Annotated in this window: 15 protein-coding genes; 6 read left to right on the forward strand and 9 right to left on the reverse strand. The window is 66.5% G+C overall.

The window, feature by feature from the left end; genetic code table 11:
• Positions 1-43 precede the first annotated feature (43 nt).
• Complete coding sequence (locus DAERI_RS14820; RefSeq protein WP_103130213.1) at positions 44-1,732, reverse strand: ribonuclease J; 1,689 nt, start codon at positions 1,730-1,732, stop codon at positions 44-46.
• 260 nt (positions 1,733-1,992) lie between these two features.
• On the opposite strand from DAERI_RS14820, the gene DAERI_RS14825 reads away from it, so the two are divergent.
• Positions 1,993-2,658 carry a response regulator transcription factor gene (locus DAERI_RS14825; RefSeq protein ID WP_103130214.1) on the forward strand — a complete coding sequence of 222 codons (666 nt, stop codon included), beginning with the start codon at positions 1,993-1,995 and terminating at the stop codon, positions 2,656-2,658.
• Positions 2,659-2,891: 233 nt separating this feature from the next.
• A complete protein-coding gene (locus DAERI_RS14830; RefSeq protein WP_103130215.1) occupies positions 2,892-3,347 on the forward strand; it encodes a response regulator in 456 nt (151 codons plus the stop codon).
• Between the two features lie 63 nt (positions 3,348-3,410).
• On the opposite strand, the gene DAERI_RS14835 is transcribed toward DAERI_RS14830, so the two are convergent.
• The 8 genes from DAERI_RS14835 to DAERI_RS14870 all read right to left on the reverse strand — a co-directional run bounded on the left by DAERI_RS14835 (position 3,411) and on the right by DAERI_RS14870 (position 12,442).
• The gene (locus tag DAERI_RS14835) at positions 3,411-3,878 is read right to left on the reverse strand and encodes a WGxxGxxG-CTERM domain-containing protein (RefSeq protein WP_103130216.1); all 468 of its coding nucleotides are present in this window, start codon (positions 3,876-3,878) and stop codon (positions 3,411-3,413) included.
• A gap of 126 nt (positions 3,879-4,004) precedes the next feature.
• Positions 4,005-4,544, reverse strand: a complete 540-nt coding sequence (locus tag DAERI_RS14840) for an HD domain-containing protein (protein WP_103130217.1) — start codon at positions 4,542-4,544, stop codon at positions 4,005-4,007.
• A gap of 71 nt (positions 4,545-4,615) precedes the next feature.
• Positions 4,616-5,140, reverse strand: a complete 525-nt coding sequence (locus DAERI_RS14845; RefSeq protein WP_201262773.1) for an HNH endonuclease — start codon at positions 5,138-5,140, stop codon at positions 4,616-4,618.
• 196 nt (positions 5,141-5,336) lie between these two features.
• Positions 5,337-5,987, reverse strand: a complete 651-nt coding sequence (locus tag DAERI_RS14850) for a MarC family protein (protein WP_103130219.1) — start codon at positions 5,985-5,987, stop codon at positions 5,337-5,339.
• A gap of 359 nt (positions 5,988-6,346) precedes the next feature.
• The gene (locus DAERI_RS14855) at positions 6,347-7,975 is read right to left on the reverse strand and encodes a C1 family peptidase (protein ID WP_103130220.1); all 1,629 of its coding nucleotides are present in this window, start codon (positions 7,973-7,975) and stop codon (positions 6,347-6,349) included.
• 139 nt (positions 7,976-8,114) lie between these two features.
• Positions 8,115-11,195: an ATP-binding protein gene (locus DAERI_RS14860; protein ID WP_103130221.1), complete on the reverse strand. Its 3,081-nt coding sequence runs from the start codon at positions 11,193-11,195 to the stop codon at positions 8,115-8,117.
• 101 nt (positions 11,196-11,296) lie between these two features.
• Positions 11,297-11,950 (reverse strand): hypothetical protein, encoded by a 654-nt coding sequence (locus DAERI_RS14865; RefSeq protein ID WP_103130222.1) that lies wholly within the window; start codon positions 11,948-11,950, stop codon positions 11,297-11,299.
• A gap of 87 nt (positions 11,951-12,037) precedes the next feature.
• Positions 12,038-12,442, reverse strand: a complete 405-nt coding sequence (locus DAERI_RS14870) for a Fur family transcriptional regulator (protein ID WP_103130223.1) — start codon at positions 12,440-12,442, stop codon at positions 12,038-12,040.
• Positions 12,443-12,664: 222 nt separating this feature from the next.
• Here DAERI_RS14870 and DAERI_RS14875 point away from each other — a divergent pair, with 222 nt between their 5' ends.
• The 4 genes from DAERI_RS14875 to DAERI_RS14890 all read left to right on the forward strand — a co-directional run bounded on the left by DAERI_RS14875 (position 12,665) and on the right by DAERI_RS14890 (position 17,087).
• On the forward strand, positions 12,665-13,603 hold the full coding sequence (locus DAERI_RS14875; protein ID WP_103130224.1) for a biotin--[acetyl-CoA-carboxylase] ligase: 939 nt from the start codon (positions 12,665-12,667) through the stop codon (positions 13,601-13,603).
• Positions 13,600-14,178, forward strand: a complete 579-nt coding sequence (locus tag DAERI_RS14880; protein ID WP_103130225.1) for a biotin transporter BioY — start codon at positions 13,600-13,602, stop codon at positions 14,176-14,178. The genes DAERI_RS14875 and DAERI_RS14880 overlap by 4 nt, the downstream gene beginning before the upstream one ends.
• A gap of 273 nt (positions 14,179-14,451) precedes the next feature.
• Positions 14,452-15,303: a Dam family site-specific DNA-(adenine-N6)-methyltransferase gene (locus DAERI_RS14885; protein WP_103130226.1), complete on the forward strand. Its 852-nt coding sequence runs from the start codon at positions 14,452-14,454 to the stop codon at positions 15,301-15,303.
• Positions 15,303-17,087: an ATP-dependent nuclease gene (locus tag DAERI_RS14890; RefSeq protein ID WP_103130338.1), complete on the forward strand. Its 1,785-nt coding sequence runs from the start codon at positions 15,303-15,305 to the stop codon at positions 17,085-17,087. Before DAERI_RS14885 ends, DAERI_RS14890 begins: the two co-directional genes overlap by 1 nt.
• The last annotated feature ends 55 nt before the right edge of the window (positions 17,088-17,142 follow it).

Here is a 17,142-nt window from a genome sequence, read left to right on the forward strand (position 1 = left end):
GAGGGCCGGAAGCGTCAGCCCCGGCCCTCCACCCTTTGCCCGCTCAGTCCACGATCAGCGGGATCAGCACCGGGTTGCGGCCCGTCACCTTGCGGATAAAGCGGCGCACGGCCCCGTACATGTCGTCGCGCACGTCCTCCAGCCGCTTCTTCTCGCGCAGGCCGCCTTCCACGGCGTCGAGGGCCACCTTGCGAATCTGCCCGTCGAGGTCGCGGTTGGTGCGCACGAAGCCGCGCGAGACGATCTCGACGTGCGGGGTGGGGTGCAGCACCGCCGTCATGATCAGGATGCCCTCCTGGCTCATGTTCGCCCGGTCGAGCAGCACGTCGTCCCCGATGTCGCCCACGCCCAGGCCGTCGACGTAAACGGCCCCGGCGGGCACGGTGCCCGTCACCTTGAACTCGTCGGGGGTCAGGCGCACCACGTCGCCGTTCTTGGCGATCAGGGTGCGGCGCGGCGGGCGCGGCAGCGTCTGGGCCAATCGGGCGTGGTTGATCTGGTGGCGGGGCTCGCCGTGCCAGGGCAGGAAGAACTTGGGCCGCGCGAGGTTGAGGACCGTGGCGAGTTCCTCCTGTGAGGCGTGCCCCGAGGCGTGGACCCGGTACGCGGGCGGGTAGTACACGTCCACCCCGATCTCGTACAGCCGGTTGATGACGAGGTTCACCGCGTCCTCGTTGCCGGGAATCGGGTTGCTGCTCAGGATCACCGAGTCGCCCCGCCGCAGCGCGATCTTGGCGTGGGTCCCGAAGGCGAGGCGCGACAGCACGCTCATGGGCTGGCCCTGCGACCCGGTGCAGACGTACAGCACCTGCTGGTCCTGCAGGTCGCCGACCTCCTCGTTCGTCAGCAGCGGCTCGGGCAGCTCCATGTAGCCCAGCCCCTGCGCGACCTGCGCGTACTTCAGCATGGAGCGGCCCTCCATCACCACGCGGCGGCCCTGGCGATGCGCGATCTGGATCACGTTCTGGATGCGGTGGACGTTCGACGCGAAGGTCGTCATGAAGACGCGGCCCCGGCACTTCGAGATCAGGTCCTCCAGGTTTTTCGTCACCTCCGCCTCGCTGGGCGTGCGGCCCGGGCGCTCGGCGTTCGTGGAGTCGCTGATCAGGAGGAGGACGCCCTCCTTCCCCGCCTGCTCGATGCGCGCCAGGTCCGACAGCTTGCCGTCGCTGGGATGCTCGTCGAGCTTGAAGTCGCCCGTGTGGATGACCTGGCCGACGGGCGTGGTGAGGATGTACCCCGCGTTGTCGGGGATGGAGTGGGTCATGCGGAAGAACTCGACCTGAAAGTTCTTGCCGAGGCGGACCTTGGCGTTCAGCTCCACCTCGCGCAGGTCCACGTCGCTGTCCTTGATGCCGAACTCGCTGAGCTTCTCGCGCACCAGGCCGAGGGTGAGGGCGCCGCCGTACACCGGCACCTTGGGCAGCCGCGGCAGGATGTAGGGCAGGCCGCCGATGTGGTCCTCGTGGCCGTGGGTGAGAATCCAGCCCTTGATGAGCCCGGCGTTCTGCTGGAGGTAGTCGATGCGCGGGATGATCAGGTCGATGCCCATCTGGTGGGCGTCGGGAAAGGCGAGGCCGCCGTCGACGACCATGATCTCGTCGCCGAGGCGGTACGCGGTGATGTTCTTGCCGATCTCGCCCATCCCGCCGAGCGGGATGACTTCGAGGTGGCCTGAGTTCTGCTGCCCTGGGGCCTGCCCTCCCGGGGCGGCCTTGCCTGGATTGGTCATGGGTCTTTCTCCGGTCGCACGCGGCCCGCTTCCTGCGCTGGTAGATTCCGAATCAGGCGGTGAATGGGGGCCGTGCGCTTTGAATGATGCAGCCACGCGAAAAGGGCGCGGCCCAGGAAAAACGGATTGTGTCGCCCGGTCGCGTGCGGCCCGGAGCGCGGTTTCCCCAAGGTAGCACAGGCCCCGGCGGGGGCAGGTCTCCCCCCACCCGCGCGGGGGACAACGGGTGAAGCCCGCGTGAAGGCGGGTATCATGTCCATGTGAGCGCCCAGAGAATTCTCGTAATCGAGGACGACCTCGATATCGCCAACGTGCTGCGGCTGGACCTGACCGACGCGGGGTACGCCGTCGAACACGCCGACTCCGCGATGAACGGCCTGATCCGGGCGCGCGAGGACCACCCCGACCTGATCCTGCTCGACCTGGGCCTGCCCGACTTCGACGGCGGCGACGTGGTGCAGCGCCTGCGCAAGAACAGCGCCGTGCCCATCATCGTCCTGACCGCCCGCGACACCGTGGACGAGAAGGTCCGGCTGCTGGGCCTGGGGGCCGACGACTACCTCATCAAGCCCTTCCACCCCGACGAGCTGGTCGCCCGGGTCAAGGTGCAACTCCGGCAGCGCGTCTCCGAGAGCCTGAGCATGGGGGACCTCACCCTCGATCCGCAAAAGCGCCTGGTGACCTACAAGTCCGAGGAGCTGCGCCTCTCGCCCAAGGAGTTCGACATCCTCGCGCTGCTGATCCGCCAGCCGGGCCGGGTGTACTCGCGCCAGGAGATCGGGCAGGAAATCTGGCAGGGCCGCCTGCCCGAGGGCAGCAACGTGGTGGACGTGCATATGGCGAACCTGCGCGCCAAGCTGCGCGACCTCGACGGCTACGGCCTGCTGCGCACCGTGCGCGGCGTCGGCTACGCCCTGCGCGGCTGAGGACGCCCACGCCCGGCTCGGAGCGGCCTCCCCGCGGGCCGGGTGTGACGAATCTGTGAGCCGGACGCGGGATGATGGCCTCGGCACGGCGGACGGGTACCATGGGCGGGTGTTTCGGTGCCCGAACTGCTGAGGAGGTCCCCCGGCCACGGCACGGGCCGGGCTGCCCGCCTCCCTGTCATTCACGCCCCCGCCTCTCTCCCGACCCTCCAGCCCACCACCTTGTGACGCCGATGCCGCCCTCTGACCCCCTGCCCAAGCCCCACATCGAAATCCTGCTCGTCGAGGACAGCGAGCCGGACGTGCTGCTCACCCAGGAGGCGTTCGCCGACGCCCGGGTGCCCAACCGTGTCCACGTGGTCGGGGACGGGGTGGAGGCATTGCGCTTCCTGCGCCGCGAGGGCGAGCACTGCTCGGCGCCGCGCCCGGACGTGATCCTGCTCGACATCAACATGCCGCGCAAGAACGGCCTGGAGGTGCTGGCCGAGATCAAGGCCGACCCCGACCTGGTCACCATTCCCGTCGTGATGCTCACCACCAGCCAGTCGGACGACGACGTGCGCGGCTCGTACGCCCGCCACGCCAGCGGGTACGTGGTCAAGCCGGTCGGTTTCGAGAACTTCCTCCAGGCCATCCGCGCCTTCGAGGACTTCTGGATGACCTACGTGCGCTTTCCGCCGCGGGCGTAGCGCCCCCAACAGCAGCACCAAGGCCCCGCACCTGCTGATCGGGGCCTTGGTTGATGAAGCGGCTCAGCGGCGGTCGCTGGAGTACGTCGCGCCCGTGGTCGTCGTTTGGGTGTGGACGACCGGCTCGCGGCGGCCACGGCCCGCGAGACCGGCCAGGCCGATCAGGCCCAGCAGGCCCCAGGGGAACTCGCGGGTGTCCGCCGTGCCGTTGTTGTTGCGGTCCACCACGCCGTCGCCGTTGGGGTCCACCGCGTTGTTCACCGTGTCGGTGGCATTGTCCACCGCGTTGCCCGCGGCGTCGGTGGCGGTGTCCACCGCGTTGCCCGCCGCGTCGGCGGCGTTGTTCACCGCGTCACCGGCGTTCTGGGCCGCCTGGTCCACCGCCGCGCCCGCCTGCTCGGCGGTGCCGTCGTTCGCGTCGGTGCCCGTGGAGCTGGTGTCCTGCACCTGCACGTAGTTCGCGCTGGGCGCGGTGGCGAGGGCGGCGGGGGCGGCGAGGATGAGGGTCAGGGTCAGCAGCGTCTTGTTCATGTGAACTCCTTGGAAATCGCCTGAGAAGGGCGGGCGAAGTAGGCACAGTGTGCTGGCCCCACATGGCACCCCGCTGAAAGTGACCTCCATGAGTCCTTCACGTGCTGGCCCCGTCGCCCGGGGGCCTCACCCCTCCTGCGCCGCCTGCATCGCGCTCAGGACGTTGTGCATATGCGTGTCCAGGTCCACCCCGAGTTCCTGGGCGCCCTGCGTGACCTCCTCCCGGTTCACGCCCGCCGCGAAGGCCCGGTTCTTGAAGCGCTTTTTCAGGCTGGAGAGTTCGACCTGCCTCACGTCCTTGTCCGGGCGGATGAGGGCGGCGGCCTGGACCAGCCCCGTCAACTCGTCCACCGCGAAGAGGGTCCGCGCCAGCCGCGTCTTGCGCGGGACGCCGGTGTACGTCGCGTGCCCCAGGATCGCGTCGAGCACTTCGGGCGGCGTGTCGGTATGCTCGCGCAGGTAGTTCACACCCCAGGTCGGATGCTCGTCCGGGTGCCCCTCATAGTCGAAGTCGTGGAGCAGGCCGGTGACGGCGTACAGCTCCTCGTCCTCGCCCCAGTGGCGGGCATACCAGCGCATGGCGGCCTCGACGTTGAGCATGTGCCGCCGCAGCGACTCGGAGGGGGTGTGTTCGGTCATCAGGGCGTAGGCCTGGTCGCGGTTCATGGGGGGCAGTGTAGGGCGGCGGGCAAAAAAGAGGAGAGACGCTGCCGCCTCTCCGGTCACGTCTTTTTCCCTCAGCCCCGCTCGCCGATGTACTGCGCCCACTCGGGCTGCCAGTGGGCGAACTGGCCGTGGGCGTACACACCGAACGTGGGCGCGCGAGGCCGGGTGCGCAGCGGCATCCCGGCCTCGTCGGGGGTGCGGTTCCCCTTGCGCTGGTTGCACGCCCGGCAGGCCGTGACGACATTCTCCCAGTTGTGGCGTCCCCCCCGCGAGCGCGGAAACACGTGGTCGAGGGTGAGGTCGGCCTCCGACCCGCAGTACTGGCAGGCGAAGGTGTCCCGGCGCAGGACGTTGCGGCGGTTGAAGGGCACCGGATGCACGCGCGGGCGCCGCACGTAGCGCCGCAACCGGATCACGCTGGGCACCCGCAGGATCGTGCTGGGCGAGCGCACCACGTCGCCGCTGACCTCCAGCACCTCGGCCACGCCGTACTGCAAGAGCGTGATCGCGCGCTTGGCGCTCGTCACGTGCAGGGGCTCGTACGACGCGTTCAGGACCAGCACGCGCGGTGCGTTCAGGTCCGGTGCCACGCGCATGCCGCGCGCTTCCTCTCTCGTCACGCTCGCCGTCAGGTTCACGGGGCCATTCTAGAGGTTGACCCGTGAGCGAATGTTGCGTCAGGTGGCCTAGAGCAAGGCTTATGCTCCTTCCAATAATCCGGGCCGGGGTGGGGAGCCGGAGAAGGCCTGTGTTCCGCGGACTCCGGGACCTTTCCAAAAAGGGGAGTTGCCCTCAGCCCTCCGCGGCGCCCCGCAGGAACTCCAGCACGCCGTCCGCCACGTACTGCACGGCCAGCGCCCCCAGCAGCACGCCCAGCACGCGCGTGACCACGTGAACGCCCGTCAGGCCGATCACCCGCGCGATCTGCCCACTCAGGCGCAGGGCGAGGTAGCACAGCCCCAGCACGAGGGCCGTGACCAGGAAGACCGCCGCCAGCAGCGCCGGGCTGCCGTGCGCGTCCCCCGCCAGGATCATGATGCTCGCCAGCGTGCCCGGCCCGGCGATGAGGGGAATCGCCAGCGGAAAGACGCTGATGTCCTGCCGCTCGTGGGCCTCCTGCTCCTCCTCGGGCGTCTCCTTGCTGCCGCTGGGGCGGGCGAACACCATGTCGAGCGCGATCAGAAAGAGCAGAATGCCGCCCGCCACCCGGAAAGCACTCAGGCTGATCCCCAGGTGGTCGAGCAGGGCCCGCCCGAACAGCCCGAACAGCAGGGTGATGCACCCCGCCACCAGCGTGGCCCGGACCGCCACCCGCCGCCGCTCGAAGCTGGGGCGGTTTCCGGCCAGCCCGATGAAGATGGGGGCCAGCCCGATGGGGTCCATCACGACCAGCATGGTCAGGAAAGTCTGGAGACTGATGCTGGAGAGTTCGGCCACGTTCACCCGACCAGCCTACCTGCTCGGCTCCAGCGGAAACGTCCCGGTGTTGGGGGGACGTGGACCGTCCGCGTGCTGTCCGCCGCGGGGGTCTGCCCCTTCTCCTGCTTGCGCCCTGCTGTCCGTACGGCGGCATCTGGCCGGGCCTGGGGCATTGGGCATCAAGCTGGCCATGTGGCGGGCAAGACCCCTCACCTAACCCTCTCGCCCAAACGCTTGATGTGCAATGAGCAGTTGGGCGAAGCGGCCTTTTCGTCGTGTGGCATGGGCCGAGCTACGCTCGCCACCCCCTCCCCAACCCTCCTCCGCAAGGGGTGAGGGGTCCCTGACGAAGCAGCGGGGTGAGGGGCCTTCTCCCCAATGCCCTACTCGGGCAGGAGCCCCGTGCTGGCCTGGCCGGTGAAGGTCTTCACGAAGGTCCAGGGCAGGTACACGTAGCCCTGGTCGCCCCAGCAGTCGCCCCAGGAATTCTTGACGATGAAGTACCCGTAGTCGTCCGCGATGGGAGCGCCCGGCACCTTCTTGGCGAGGTTCTGGCTGGAGATGAAGCCCGTCACCGTCATCACGTGGGTGAGCTGGAAGTCCGGCGTCCCGTTCGGGAGCGTCTTCATGGTCTGGAGAGGGGCGTAGCCGTTGGCATCGGGCGCCACGTAGCGCATGTCGAGCGTCAGGGTGGTCGCGTGCCCCACCACCGAGCGCAGCAGCAGGATCACCATGCTGCGGTCCTTGTTGTCCTGCTCCCAGAAGTCGCTGGGGGGCTGCATGCGGTAGCCCGAGCTGCTGCCGGTGTTGGGCAGGCCCCGCAGCAGGTAGATGCGGCCACCGAAGGGCACGTACATCAGGTAGCCCTGATAGTTGGTGTCCGAGCAAACGCCGTAGTTGTGGGTGGCGTCCTGGTAGCCGTCGCAGGAGTTCGTGTAGGTCTGGGTGTCGCTGTGCACCACCCGGCCCAGGCTCTTGTTGTACTGCCAGCCCTTCTCGTAGGCGAAGGTGTAGTTCGCCGCGCTGGCCTTCTGGGCGATGAAGAGGGGATCGCCGCCGTCACCGAAGTCGCGCGGCGCCCAGTCCAGGAAGCGGTGGCCCACGTAGTCCTGCTCGGAGAGGTTGACCTCCTTGTGGTCGCGCCGGGCGATCTCGGCCTCCAGCGCCGCCACGGTCGCAAAGCCCCAGCAGGTGCCGCGCTGGCCCTGGTCCTTCACGCTCGTCGTGAGGGTCTTGAGCGGCCAGTCGAAGTTCTTGTACAGGCCCAGGTTGGCGGGCGCCTCGCAGGCGCCTTTCTGGGTGCGGTCGAGCTGGTCCGCCGTGCCGACCTCCGAGGCGATGGGGTCGAGGGTAAAGATCAGGTCGGAGATACGCCCCGCGTACTCCCGGGCGATGCTCCCGACCTTGCGGTTGAGGTCGAGCAGGTGCCGGGCGTCGAGCTGGCGGGCCTCCTCGGGGGTGGGCAGGCCGAACTGGGTAATGTTGATGTCCAGTTTGCCCAGGGCCGCCGCGAGGTCCGGGTACAGCTCGGCGTACAGGTTGGCCTGGTTCCCCTGGGTGGGGAAGGTGCGGGCATGGGTCGCCAGGCTCGCGCGGCCAAAGGCGGGTCCCATCAGCACGACCTGCTTCGGCCCGCCCGCCGTCGGGACGCTCACCAGCCGGTCGCCGTCCGGATTGATCGCGTCCGGCGGGTTGGGGCCGAGCAGCGCGCCGAACTCGGGATGCTCCTGGATATAGGCGCGGGCGTCCTGCTCATCCTGGGCGTCCTGCTGCGCCTGGCGGGCCTTCTCGTCCGCGAGGTCCTTGGCGGTGACGACCCTGGCCCCGTCCTTCACGAGGTCCATGAACGCGCCCGGGGTCACGGGCTGCGCCCCGGCGGGCAGGGGGGCGCCGAACTCGGGCTGCCCCCCGAAGAAGGCGTCCTGGGCGGGGTCATTCCCGGGACCCCCCGACTGACCACAGGCGATCAGGCTGACGGACAGGCCGAGGAGCAGGGCGTGGGGCTTGAGCATGATGAACTCCTTGGACGGGGGAATGGGGGAGGAGGGTGGCCCCTGGCGGGGACGCCGGGCGGGGTGTAGGGCAGCAGGTCTCCTTTCGCCGCCCAGGGTGAAGGAGACCCGGTGATGCCCGGGTCAGGGAAAAGCGGGGTTACGCCGATGCGCCGATCAATTCGGCCCAGTGGGGGGGCAGGGTCTCGCCCACCTCGCGCCAGCGGGCGCGGGCGTCCTCGTAGAGCCGCTTGAGGCCGCGGTGGTTGCCGCCCGCCCGCAGCGCCCGCAGGGTGAGGAGCAGCGCCCCCCGGTCGTAGGGCTCGGCCTCCAGCAGCAGGCGCCCCAGCCGGGCCGTTTCCAGCGGGTCGGGGCCGAGCAGGGCCGCCATCCGTTCCCGCAGCGCGTGGTGCAGCGCCTCGCGCACGCTGTCGTCGGCCAGGTCCAGGGTGAGGCCCGCCAGGTAGGGGCCGCGCCACAACCGGGTCTCGCCGGTCCTCAGGAAGGTCTCGGCGTCGGAGCCCACCTCGCCGAGCGCGTAGCCGCCGGGCGTGGTCTGGATCAGGCCCCGGCCCAGGGCGGAGCGGGTGAGATGCACGAGTTCCTTGAGGGACACCGCGGCCTGCCGCTCGCCCACCCCGGGGTAGAGCGCCTCCAGCAGGCCGGGCCGGGACACCTCGGCCTGGCCGCGCAGCCGGGCCTGGAGGAGCAGGGCGAGGAGTTCCTGGCGCCGCCCCCCCCGCACGGGCCGGGTCCCGCCGCCGTCGCCGAAGCACATCTCCCCCAGGACATCCAGCCGCAGGGTGGGGGCCGCCGCCGGAGTGGGGCCGGTCTCCAGTTCGGGGAAGAGCCGCCGGGCCTGCGCGGCGTGACCCGGCAGGCCGTGCGTCTCGAACCAGGCCAGCCGCTCGCGGGCGCCCGCCAGGTCGTTCGCCAGGCGGTCGAGGTGCAGCCCGGCGGCGTGCGCCTCACGCGGGTTGCCCATCCGCCGGGCGATGGCCTCGGCCTCGCTGAGGGCCGCCCGCGCCTCGTCCGTATGACCCAGGGCGGCCAGGGCCGTTCCCCGGGCCTTCAGGGCGATCAGCCGCAACTCGGGCATGTCGAGCGCCCCGAGGAGGTCGAGGGCCTCCCCGGCGAGGGCCGCCGCCCGCCCGGCCTCCCCGGCCCAGCCCTCGGCGAGGGAGAGGGTGGACAGGCTCTGGACCCTGGAGCGCAGGTCGTCCAGCCTCCGGGCGTGGTCGAGGGCGGCCCCGGCGTGCCTGACGGCCAGGACGCGGCTGTGGGCGGGCTGCCAGGAGCGGTACAACTCGCTCAGCGCGCACTCACAGTCCACCAGGTAGCCGCTCACATCGACGCCCTCCAGAAAGGCGCGGGCCTCCAGCAGCAGCGTCTCTGCGCGCTCGTACTCGCCCGACTCGGCAAGGGCCGTGCCGTAGGCGACCTGGGCGATCACGTGGGCGGTGGGGTCCCCCAGGGCGCGGCACACCCGCAGCGCCTCCTCCAGGCAGGCGTCGCGCTCGCGCAGGCGGCCCAGGGTGCCCAGCGCCATCGCCCGGTTGAACAGCGCCGCGTCGGTCAGGCGCAGGTTCCCGCTGGCGCGGGCGAGGTCCAGCACCTCGTGTTCCAGCCGCTCCATGCCCTCGAAATCCCCCCGCACCTGCCGGACCACCGACTGCGCCTTCAGGGCGAGTGCCCGGCCCTCCGGGCTCAGGCCGGGCCGGGCGAGGACCCCCACCGCGATGGCCTCGGCCTCCTCGCTGCGGCCCTGGTAGGCCAGGGCGCGGGCCGCCCGCCACAGCGTCCCCGGGTCGGCGTGGGCGAGCAGGCCGGGGTGGGCGTCCAGCAGCTCGATCAGCCCGTGGTTGTCCTGGGCGCGCAGCCCCAGCACCCGGGCGAGGAAGGCCGGACCCCGGCGCACCTCCGGCGGGAGGTCCTCCAGCAGCCGCTCGCCCTCGCGCCCCTGGCCCTGCGCCGCGAGGAGTTCGGCCTGGAGCCACAGCGCCTCCTCCCGGGTGGCCGGGTCCCCCGCCGCGAGCCGGGCCAGCCGGGTCGCCTCGCCCACATCCACTTCGCGCAGGTTGCGGGCCGCCTCCAGGGCCAGCCGGGCGGCCTCCCCGCCCCGCGCGTGCCCCGCCGCCCGGGCGAGGAACCGCGCCGCGACCACCCCGTTGCCCGCGGCCTGTGCTCGCCGCGCCGCCGCCCCGAGGAGCGCGCGGGCCCCGGACGCCTCCAGCCCCGCGGCTTCAATCAGCGCCGCCGTCTCCGCCGGGTCGTCGGGGGGGAGCAGCACCAGGGCGCGCCGGGCCAGCTCGCGTTGCCCCGCCGGGTCCAGCACGTGGCCGCACAGCTCGCGGTACAGCGGGTGCGCGAAGTTCTCCCCCACGAACACGCTGCGCCGCTCCAGTTCCAGCCGCGCGGCCTCCAGCTCGTCCGGCGTCAGGGCGGCGACCCGTGCCCACAGCCCCCGGCCCGCCCCCTGCGGCAACGTCGCGCGGGCGCCGAGCGCGGCGGCAAGCGTGGGGACACCCGCGGCCTCCCGCAGCGCCCCCTCGATCAGGGCCTCGACGCTCAGCGGCACGACCTCCCGCGCGGGCTCGCGCCAGTGCCAGTGCCGGGTGTCGTTCCACAGGTGCCCGGTCCGGGCGAGGTCGCGGACATAGGCCAGCGTGAACAGCGGATTGCCCGCGGCCCGCCGGAAGACCCACTCGGCGGCCTCCCCGGGCAGTCGGCCCCCCACCTCCCCCTCGATCAGCAGGCGCGTGCGCTCGGCGTCCAGCGGCTCGCAGCGCTCGGCCTCGAACGCCTCGGGGGGGCGGGTCCGGCTTGTCACGAGCAGGCCCACGCCCCGCGACCGGCGGGTGCCGCGCGCCAGGGCACTGAAGAAGTCCAGCCGCTCCGGGGACACCTCGTGCAGGTCCTCGACGTGGAGGATCAGGGGCGCGGCGGCGCGCAGCCGGGCCAGGGCGGCCTCGGCGGCGTGGGCCGTCTCGACGTACTCGCCCCGAGCGAGCCGCTCCAGGGTCGGCTCCGCCCAGGCGGGCAGTCGGGGTGAACCGGGCACGGCCCGCACGAGGTCGGCCAGCGGCGCCCGGGCGTGAACCGTGACCGTCCGGCAGGCTGATCCCCGCAGCCACGCCCGGGCCGTGAACGTCTTGCCGACGCCCGGTTCGCCCCACAGGCCCAGCGCCAGGCCAGCGCGCCGCAGGTGAAGCGACCGGAGACGGGCCTCGAAGTCGGTCATGCCGCGCAACCACCCCCGTTTCCACCCAGGAGGACGCCCTCTCGTCTCAGATGGTACAGAAAAGCCGGGCGGCGGGGGCTAGAGAAGGTGTGCTTTGGCGCTCAGGGTTGCACGTTGACCGTCAGCGTCCCCTCCGCCGCGAAGCTCCGGTCCCCCTGCCGCTGCACGCCCTGCACCAGCACCGTGTAGGCGTTGGCCGCGGTGCCCGGCGCGACCGTGACCCGCAGCGGGACGGCCGTGCCCGCCGGGGCGCTCGCCTGCCCCAGGGTGAGGGTGACCCCCGGCGAGGAGCTGCGGGTCCGCAGGGCGAAGGGGCCGGGGTGCGACTGCGCCGTGTACCCGCTCACCCGCGCGGTGAGGTCAAGGGACCCGCCCGCCCGGAGGGTGACCTCCGAGACCGAGCGGCGGCCCTCCGGGGCGATCACCACGTACCCGCCCGCGCAGCCCGTGGTCCGCAGCACGCCGATGTCCCGCACCCCCACCGCGAGCGCCGGGAGAAAGGAGGCGACCACCAGCCCCAGCCCCAGCCCCACCCGCCGGGGCCGTCCCCAGTTCGTCGTGGTGAAGGCGATGCCGCCCGGCCCCAGCAGCAGCGGCACGAGCAGGGCCAGCGTCGTTCGGCCCTCGCAGGGGTCACGCAGCAGCGCCGCTTCCAGCCCCCGCACGAGCAGGAACAGCAGCGCCCCCAGCCCCCACCCCAGCAGGAACGGCGGCAGCGGGGACGGGCGGGGGGCGGCGGGCGCAGGCGCGGTCATGCCCGCAGGCTAGCGCGGTGAGCCGGGGACAAAACGGGCGGGTGGGCGCGGCGCGGCCAGCAAAAACTCGCCCGGTGGGGCGGGGGCTCAGGGCTGTTCGGCGGGAGTATCGGCGCAGTTCGGGCACAGCCCCATGAACTCCAGCCGCACCTCGGTGACCCGGAAGCCCGCCGGCAGGGCCGCCACCGGGACGCAGGGCATCGCCTCCGCCTCCACATCGAAGATCGCGCCGCAGCCCCGGCAGACCGCGTGGTGGTGGTCCTCGCCCTCGCGGCGGTAGTCATAGCGGGTCGCCTGCCCCGCGCGCTCGATGGTCACGACCACGCCGTCACGCACCAGGGCGTCCAGGGTGCGGTACACGGTCCCCAGGCTCACGTTGGGCAGGCTTCCCCGCACCTGTCCGTGAATCCAGGCCGCGTCCGGGTGCTCCCGCGACGCGCGCAGCACCTCGATCACCGCCTGTCGCTGCCGGGTCTGCCGCACCATCGTCATGCCCCGAGGATAGCAAAAGGTCTGATGAAGGGCTGACGCGGGAGTCACGGTTGGGGGAGGCGGTGAGTGGGAAGTGGGCAGTGGTGAGTGGGTGGTGCATATGCAAGGCGGGTCTCTGGAGGGCACCCTTCATTTCCCACTCCCTACTCCCCACTGCCCACTGACAGGCGCGAAGCGCCTCCCTCCTTGCCCCCGTTCAGCCGATGGGCTAAAACACTGAACGTGCCCGCCCGCCTCCTGCCGCTGCTGACCGATGAGCCCCAGTCCGGGGACGCACTCGGCGCCCGGCTGGGGGTGAACCGCGTCACGGTGAACACGCTGGCGCGGCGGCTTGCGGAGGACGGCGTGCCCATCGTCGTCTCGCGGGGCGGGTACGCGCTGGCACCGGGCACGCCCGCTCCGGGGCTCGTGCCGGTCACAGGAGAGTTCGGGCGAGCCCTGCGCTACGCGGGCACGGTCGGCAGCACCCAGGACGAGGTGCGGGCCTGGGCGGACGATCCCCAGGACCCGGCTCCCCACGGCGCGGTCGTCGTCGCGGAGCGGCAGACCGCCGGGCGCGGGCGGCGCGGTCGGACGTGGGACACCACGCATGGCACCCTGGTCTTCAGCGTGCTGCTGCAAGGGCCGCTCGCCCTGCCCGACCTCGCCCTCATGCCGCTCGCCGCCGGGGTCGCCCTGCACGCCGCCTGCGGGGTCGGTGGCCTGAAGTGGCCCAACGACCTCCTCACCCCCGACGGCCGCAAGCTCGCGGGCATCCTCCTCGAAGCCGACCTGCGGGGGGAGGAGGCGCGGCGGGCGGTCCTCGGTCTCGGCGTGAATGTCAGCGCCGCGCCGGAGGGGGCCGCCCACCTCTCCGAGTTCCGGCCCGGCCTGACCCGCGCTGACCTCCTCGCCCGGATTCTGGCAGAGCTGGAACGCTGGCTTGCCGCCTCCCCGGAGGTCGTACTGGACGCCTGGCGCTGCTCAAGCGTCACCCTCGGGCGGGAGGTCCGCGTGACCACCCCGCGCGGCGACCTGACCGGCACGGCCCTCGACCTCGACCCCCAGGGCGGCCTCCTCATCCGCACCCCGGACGGCATCACCGTCACCGCCCACGCGGGCGACGTTCACCTCGTCGGCACCCTCGCCCCTTCACCCCGTCCCCAGGAGGACACCCCATGACCCAAGCTGCCCACCCCACCCTCGCCCGCACCCTGGCCCCCACGCCGGGCCTTCTCCGCGACGCCCTGCTCGTCCTCGGTGGCGCGGCCCTCGTCGCCCTCGTCGCGCAGGTCGAGATTCCGCTGAAGCCCGTGCCCGTCACCCTCCAGACGCTCGCCGTGCTGCTCGTCGGCGCCGCGCTGGGCTGGAAGCGGGGCGCGGCCAGCCTGACCACGTACCTGCTCGCGGGGGCCGCCGGGCTGCCCGTCTTCGCGGGCGGCAGCGCGGGCCTCGCCAAGTTCGCGGGCCCCACGGGCGGCTACCTGCTGAGCTACGTCTTCGCCGCCGCCGCCGTCGGCTGGCTGGTGCAACGGTACGCCCTGGACCGCAAGCCTGTGGGCGCCGCGCTCGCCATGCTGGTCGCCAGCGTGGTCATCTACGCCTTCGGCCTGACGTGGCTGGGAATGGTCACGGGCCTGAAGGGGCAGGTGCTCCTGAACGCGGGCCTGACACCCTTCCTGCTTGGGGACAGCCTGAAGATCGCCCTGGCCGCGCTGCTGCTGCCGGGGGCGTGGGCTTGGGCGAGGCGCAAATAAGGCAACGGAGGAGGAAAGGGGCGGGTATCCTGGGGAAGGATGCCCGCCAACCTAATGACTAACTGCAAGTGGGGGCTGATGAATGGAACGCGGCCTGCGCTCAAGTAGGCGAAGAGGGGGTGAAGTCCATTAAGAGTTCTCAATATCAATTCTTGGACTATAAGTCTTCACAGCATATCAATATGGGAAAGCAACCTCTGTTCACGCTGAGTATAGTGCAATTATATGTAAAATTGCCTGTATTCCACACAAATCAATTCCGGGACACACCTGATGATTAGTTTTTTCGTGGAGAAGTCTGTCACTGAGGACAACAATTTTTCCGAAATAAAGCCTTTTAGACGGCAAATTTTTAAGTGGGTTGGCAGTAAGCAGTTTTACGCTCACGAGATCGCCGGTCGTTTCGGTACATACACTGGTAAATATATCGAACCTTTCGTCGGTAGTGGGAGCATAGTGTCTACTTTGGCCCCAAGCTTTGCATTGGCGTCTGATACCAATCTCCCATTAATATCTATTTTTAGGAGTCTTTTGAGGAATAAGGCTACTATAGTAAAACATTACAAAGAAAATTACTTGCTTTACTGTCTTGACCGTGATCATTATTACTTGGTTAGGGATAGGTATAATAAGTCTGGTGATCCCCTAGACCTGCTCTTTCTATCACGCGCTTGCTACGGTGGTATTGTAAGATTTAGAAAATCCGACGGTCATATGACTACACCGCCAGGTAAACACAGTCTAATGTCTTTTGATGATCTTGATGAAATTTGTGACGAATGGCGTGCAAGACTAGTGGGCACGCATTTCGACCTGGCTGACTATCGAGAATCTTTTCATGAGGCAAAACGGGGCAACCTTATTTACTGTGACCCCCCCTATATAGCCTCTCAAGGAATATTATATGGTTCGCATGAGTTCAAATTTGAGGACTTATTAGTTGAAATCGAGAAAGCTAAATGGAGGGATGTTAGGGTTTTTTTGAGCATAGACAGCTTGGATAAACACCCGAGTATAAAATCTAATGCATCTGGTATATGGAGAATTGAGATAGGAACAGAGAGATTGAATAGGCTTCGTTCTAGGAAAACAACAAAAAGGGTAGAGTACCTGGTGAGGTTCTAATGATATTAGATAAGATACAAATAAATTCGTACCGCTCTATTATTGGCGTCACACTACACATTAGTCCGACTGGATTAACTACAGTTTGTGGTGTCAACAACGTTGGGAAGACTAATATTCTAAGGGCGATCAAAATGTTTTTTGATGCTAATTTGCAAGAGTTTGTGGCAGAGGATGACGTTCCATACCACATCGAGAGAGGGAGTAGGGGTGGCAATTATAAAGTTGATATAAAGGCCTTTTTTATTGATGGTCAAGACACTATAGAAATATCACAGAAATACATACCTCAGGCGCCTAATAGAGAAAGCAGCTTACATATTACTGGTGTTAAAACCTCCGGTAGTGGCTCCAGAAAGACTAAACATGTCCTTAGTGAAAAAGACTGCTTAGATGTAATATATAGTTTTAGAATTTATTTCATTGAGGCAAGTCGCACTGACCTAAATATGCTCGTTCAGGATATCTTTTTAGAGGAGTTGCTACCGGATATTGATAGAAAGAAGTCAAAACAAACACAAGGCTTGAGGGAGATAGAAACATTTATCAACACCTCGCAGCAAATACTTAAGGGGATTGAAAACGGTATAACGGAAAGTATAAAGCATTTCACAATGAACGTGGAAGGTGTTAGCTCTCAACAATGGGAGGCAAAGGTAGCCTTTCCGGAGTTTCTAAAAATAAGACAGGCAATTTCAAGGTTGGTTTCTTTAACCGTTAGTGATGCAAATGACAAGGAGCTAGAATTTAAAGGAAGCGGAGTTCAAAAAATAATTCTTCTGGCTATGATGCGTTATCTTTCGCAAAAAGAGGACGGCGGCATAATATGGTTGCTCGATGAGCCAGAAGCCTTCTTGCAGCCGTCTTTGCAAAAGGAGGTGTTCAAGCAACTCAGGACGCTCGGTTCGAGCTTTCCAATTGTCATCACAACTCACAGCCCACATTTCGTAGACATCAATGATCTGACAAACACCAATTTAGTTACCGCCAGGTATGAAACTAAAGTTTTTGAGAGAAAGAAAACTAGAAAATATATAGCAACACTTACGCAAATATCACCTTTGAAAGGATATGAAAAGATTGAGGCAATAAAGAATCAATTGGGAATCGAGAGAAGTGATGCCTGGGTCGTAGCACCATTTAATATTTTGGTAGAAGGAGAGGAAGATAAAAATTACCTGACGGCCATCTACAATAAGCTTGGAAAACATGTTCCGAACATATTGATAGCTGGAAGCGCGACTAAAATAAAAGGGTATGTTCAGTTCTTGCATGAATTTACCAAGGAAAACCCAACGCGACCAACAGTCTTGTGTCTGTTTGATCACGACAGCGCCGGAAGAGATAACTATAGGGATATTAGACCCGAAAAATATGTCAACATGAACGTGGTGAAGGAGTTTACTGTGAGGCAAGATAAATCACAGGGCAACAATCTTAATTATGAATTTGAGGATGCATTTCCTTCTGAAATATTGATAGAAGCGGTTAACTCGTTTCTAAAAATGAAACAGTACAAGAAAATACTATCCTCCTCCCTTACGCACAGATACTCGCAAGCGAATAACGACAAGCCTGTAATGGATATACTTAAGGATGCTGTTTATCAGAGGAATCAGGATAAACCAAGATTAAATCTACAGGATGACGGAGTGAAGAGATATGTAAACATATACATTTGCAGAAAATTGAATGAGATGTCGCAGGAGGAGTTTGAAAGTATGTTCGACCCTCAGTCTGGTCTGATCGCTTTAATTAATAATTTAGATAAGCACATGTCATAAAAATCAGTTGTACGGTCCTTGTTTGTTGTCATCAAAACTAACCCCCACCTTCACT

The organism is Deinococcus aerius (assembly GCF_002897375.1).
In the GTDB taxonomy this organism is placed as follows: Bacteria; Deinococcota; Deinococci; order Deinococcales; family Deinococcaceae; genus Deinococcus; species Deinococcus aerius.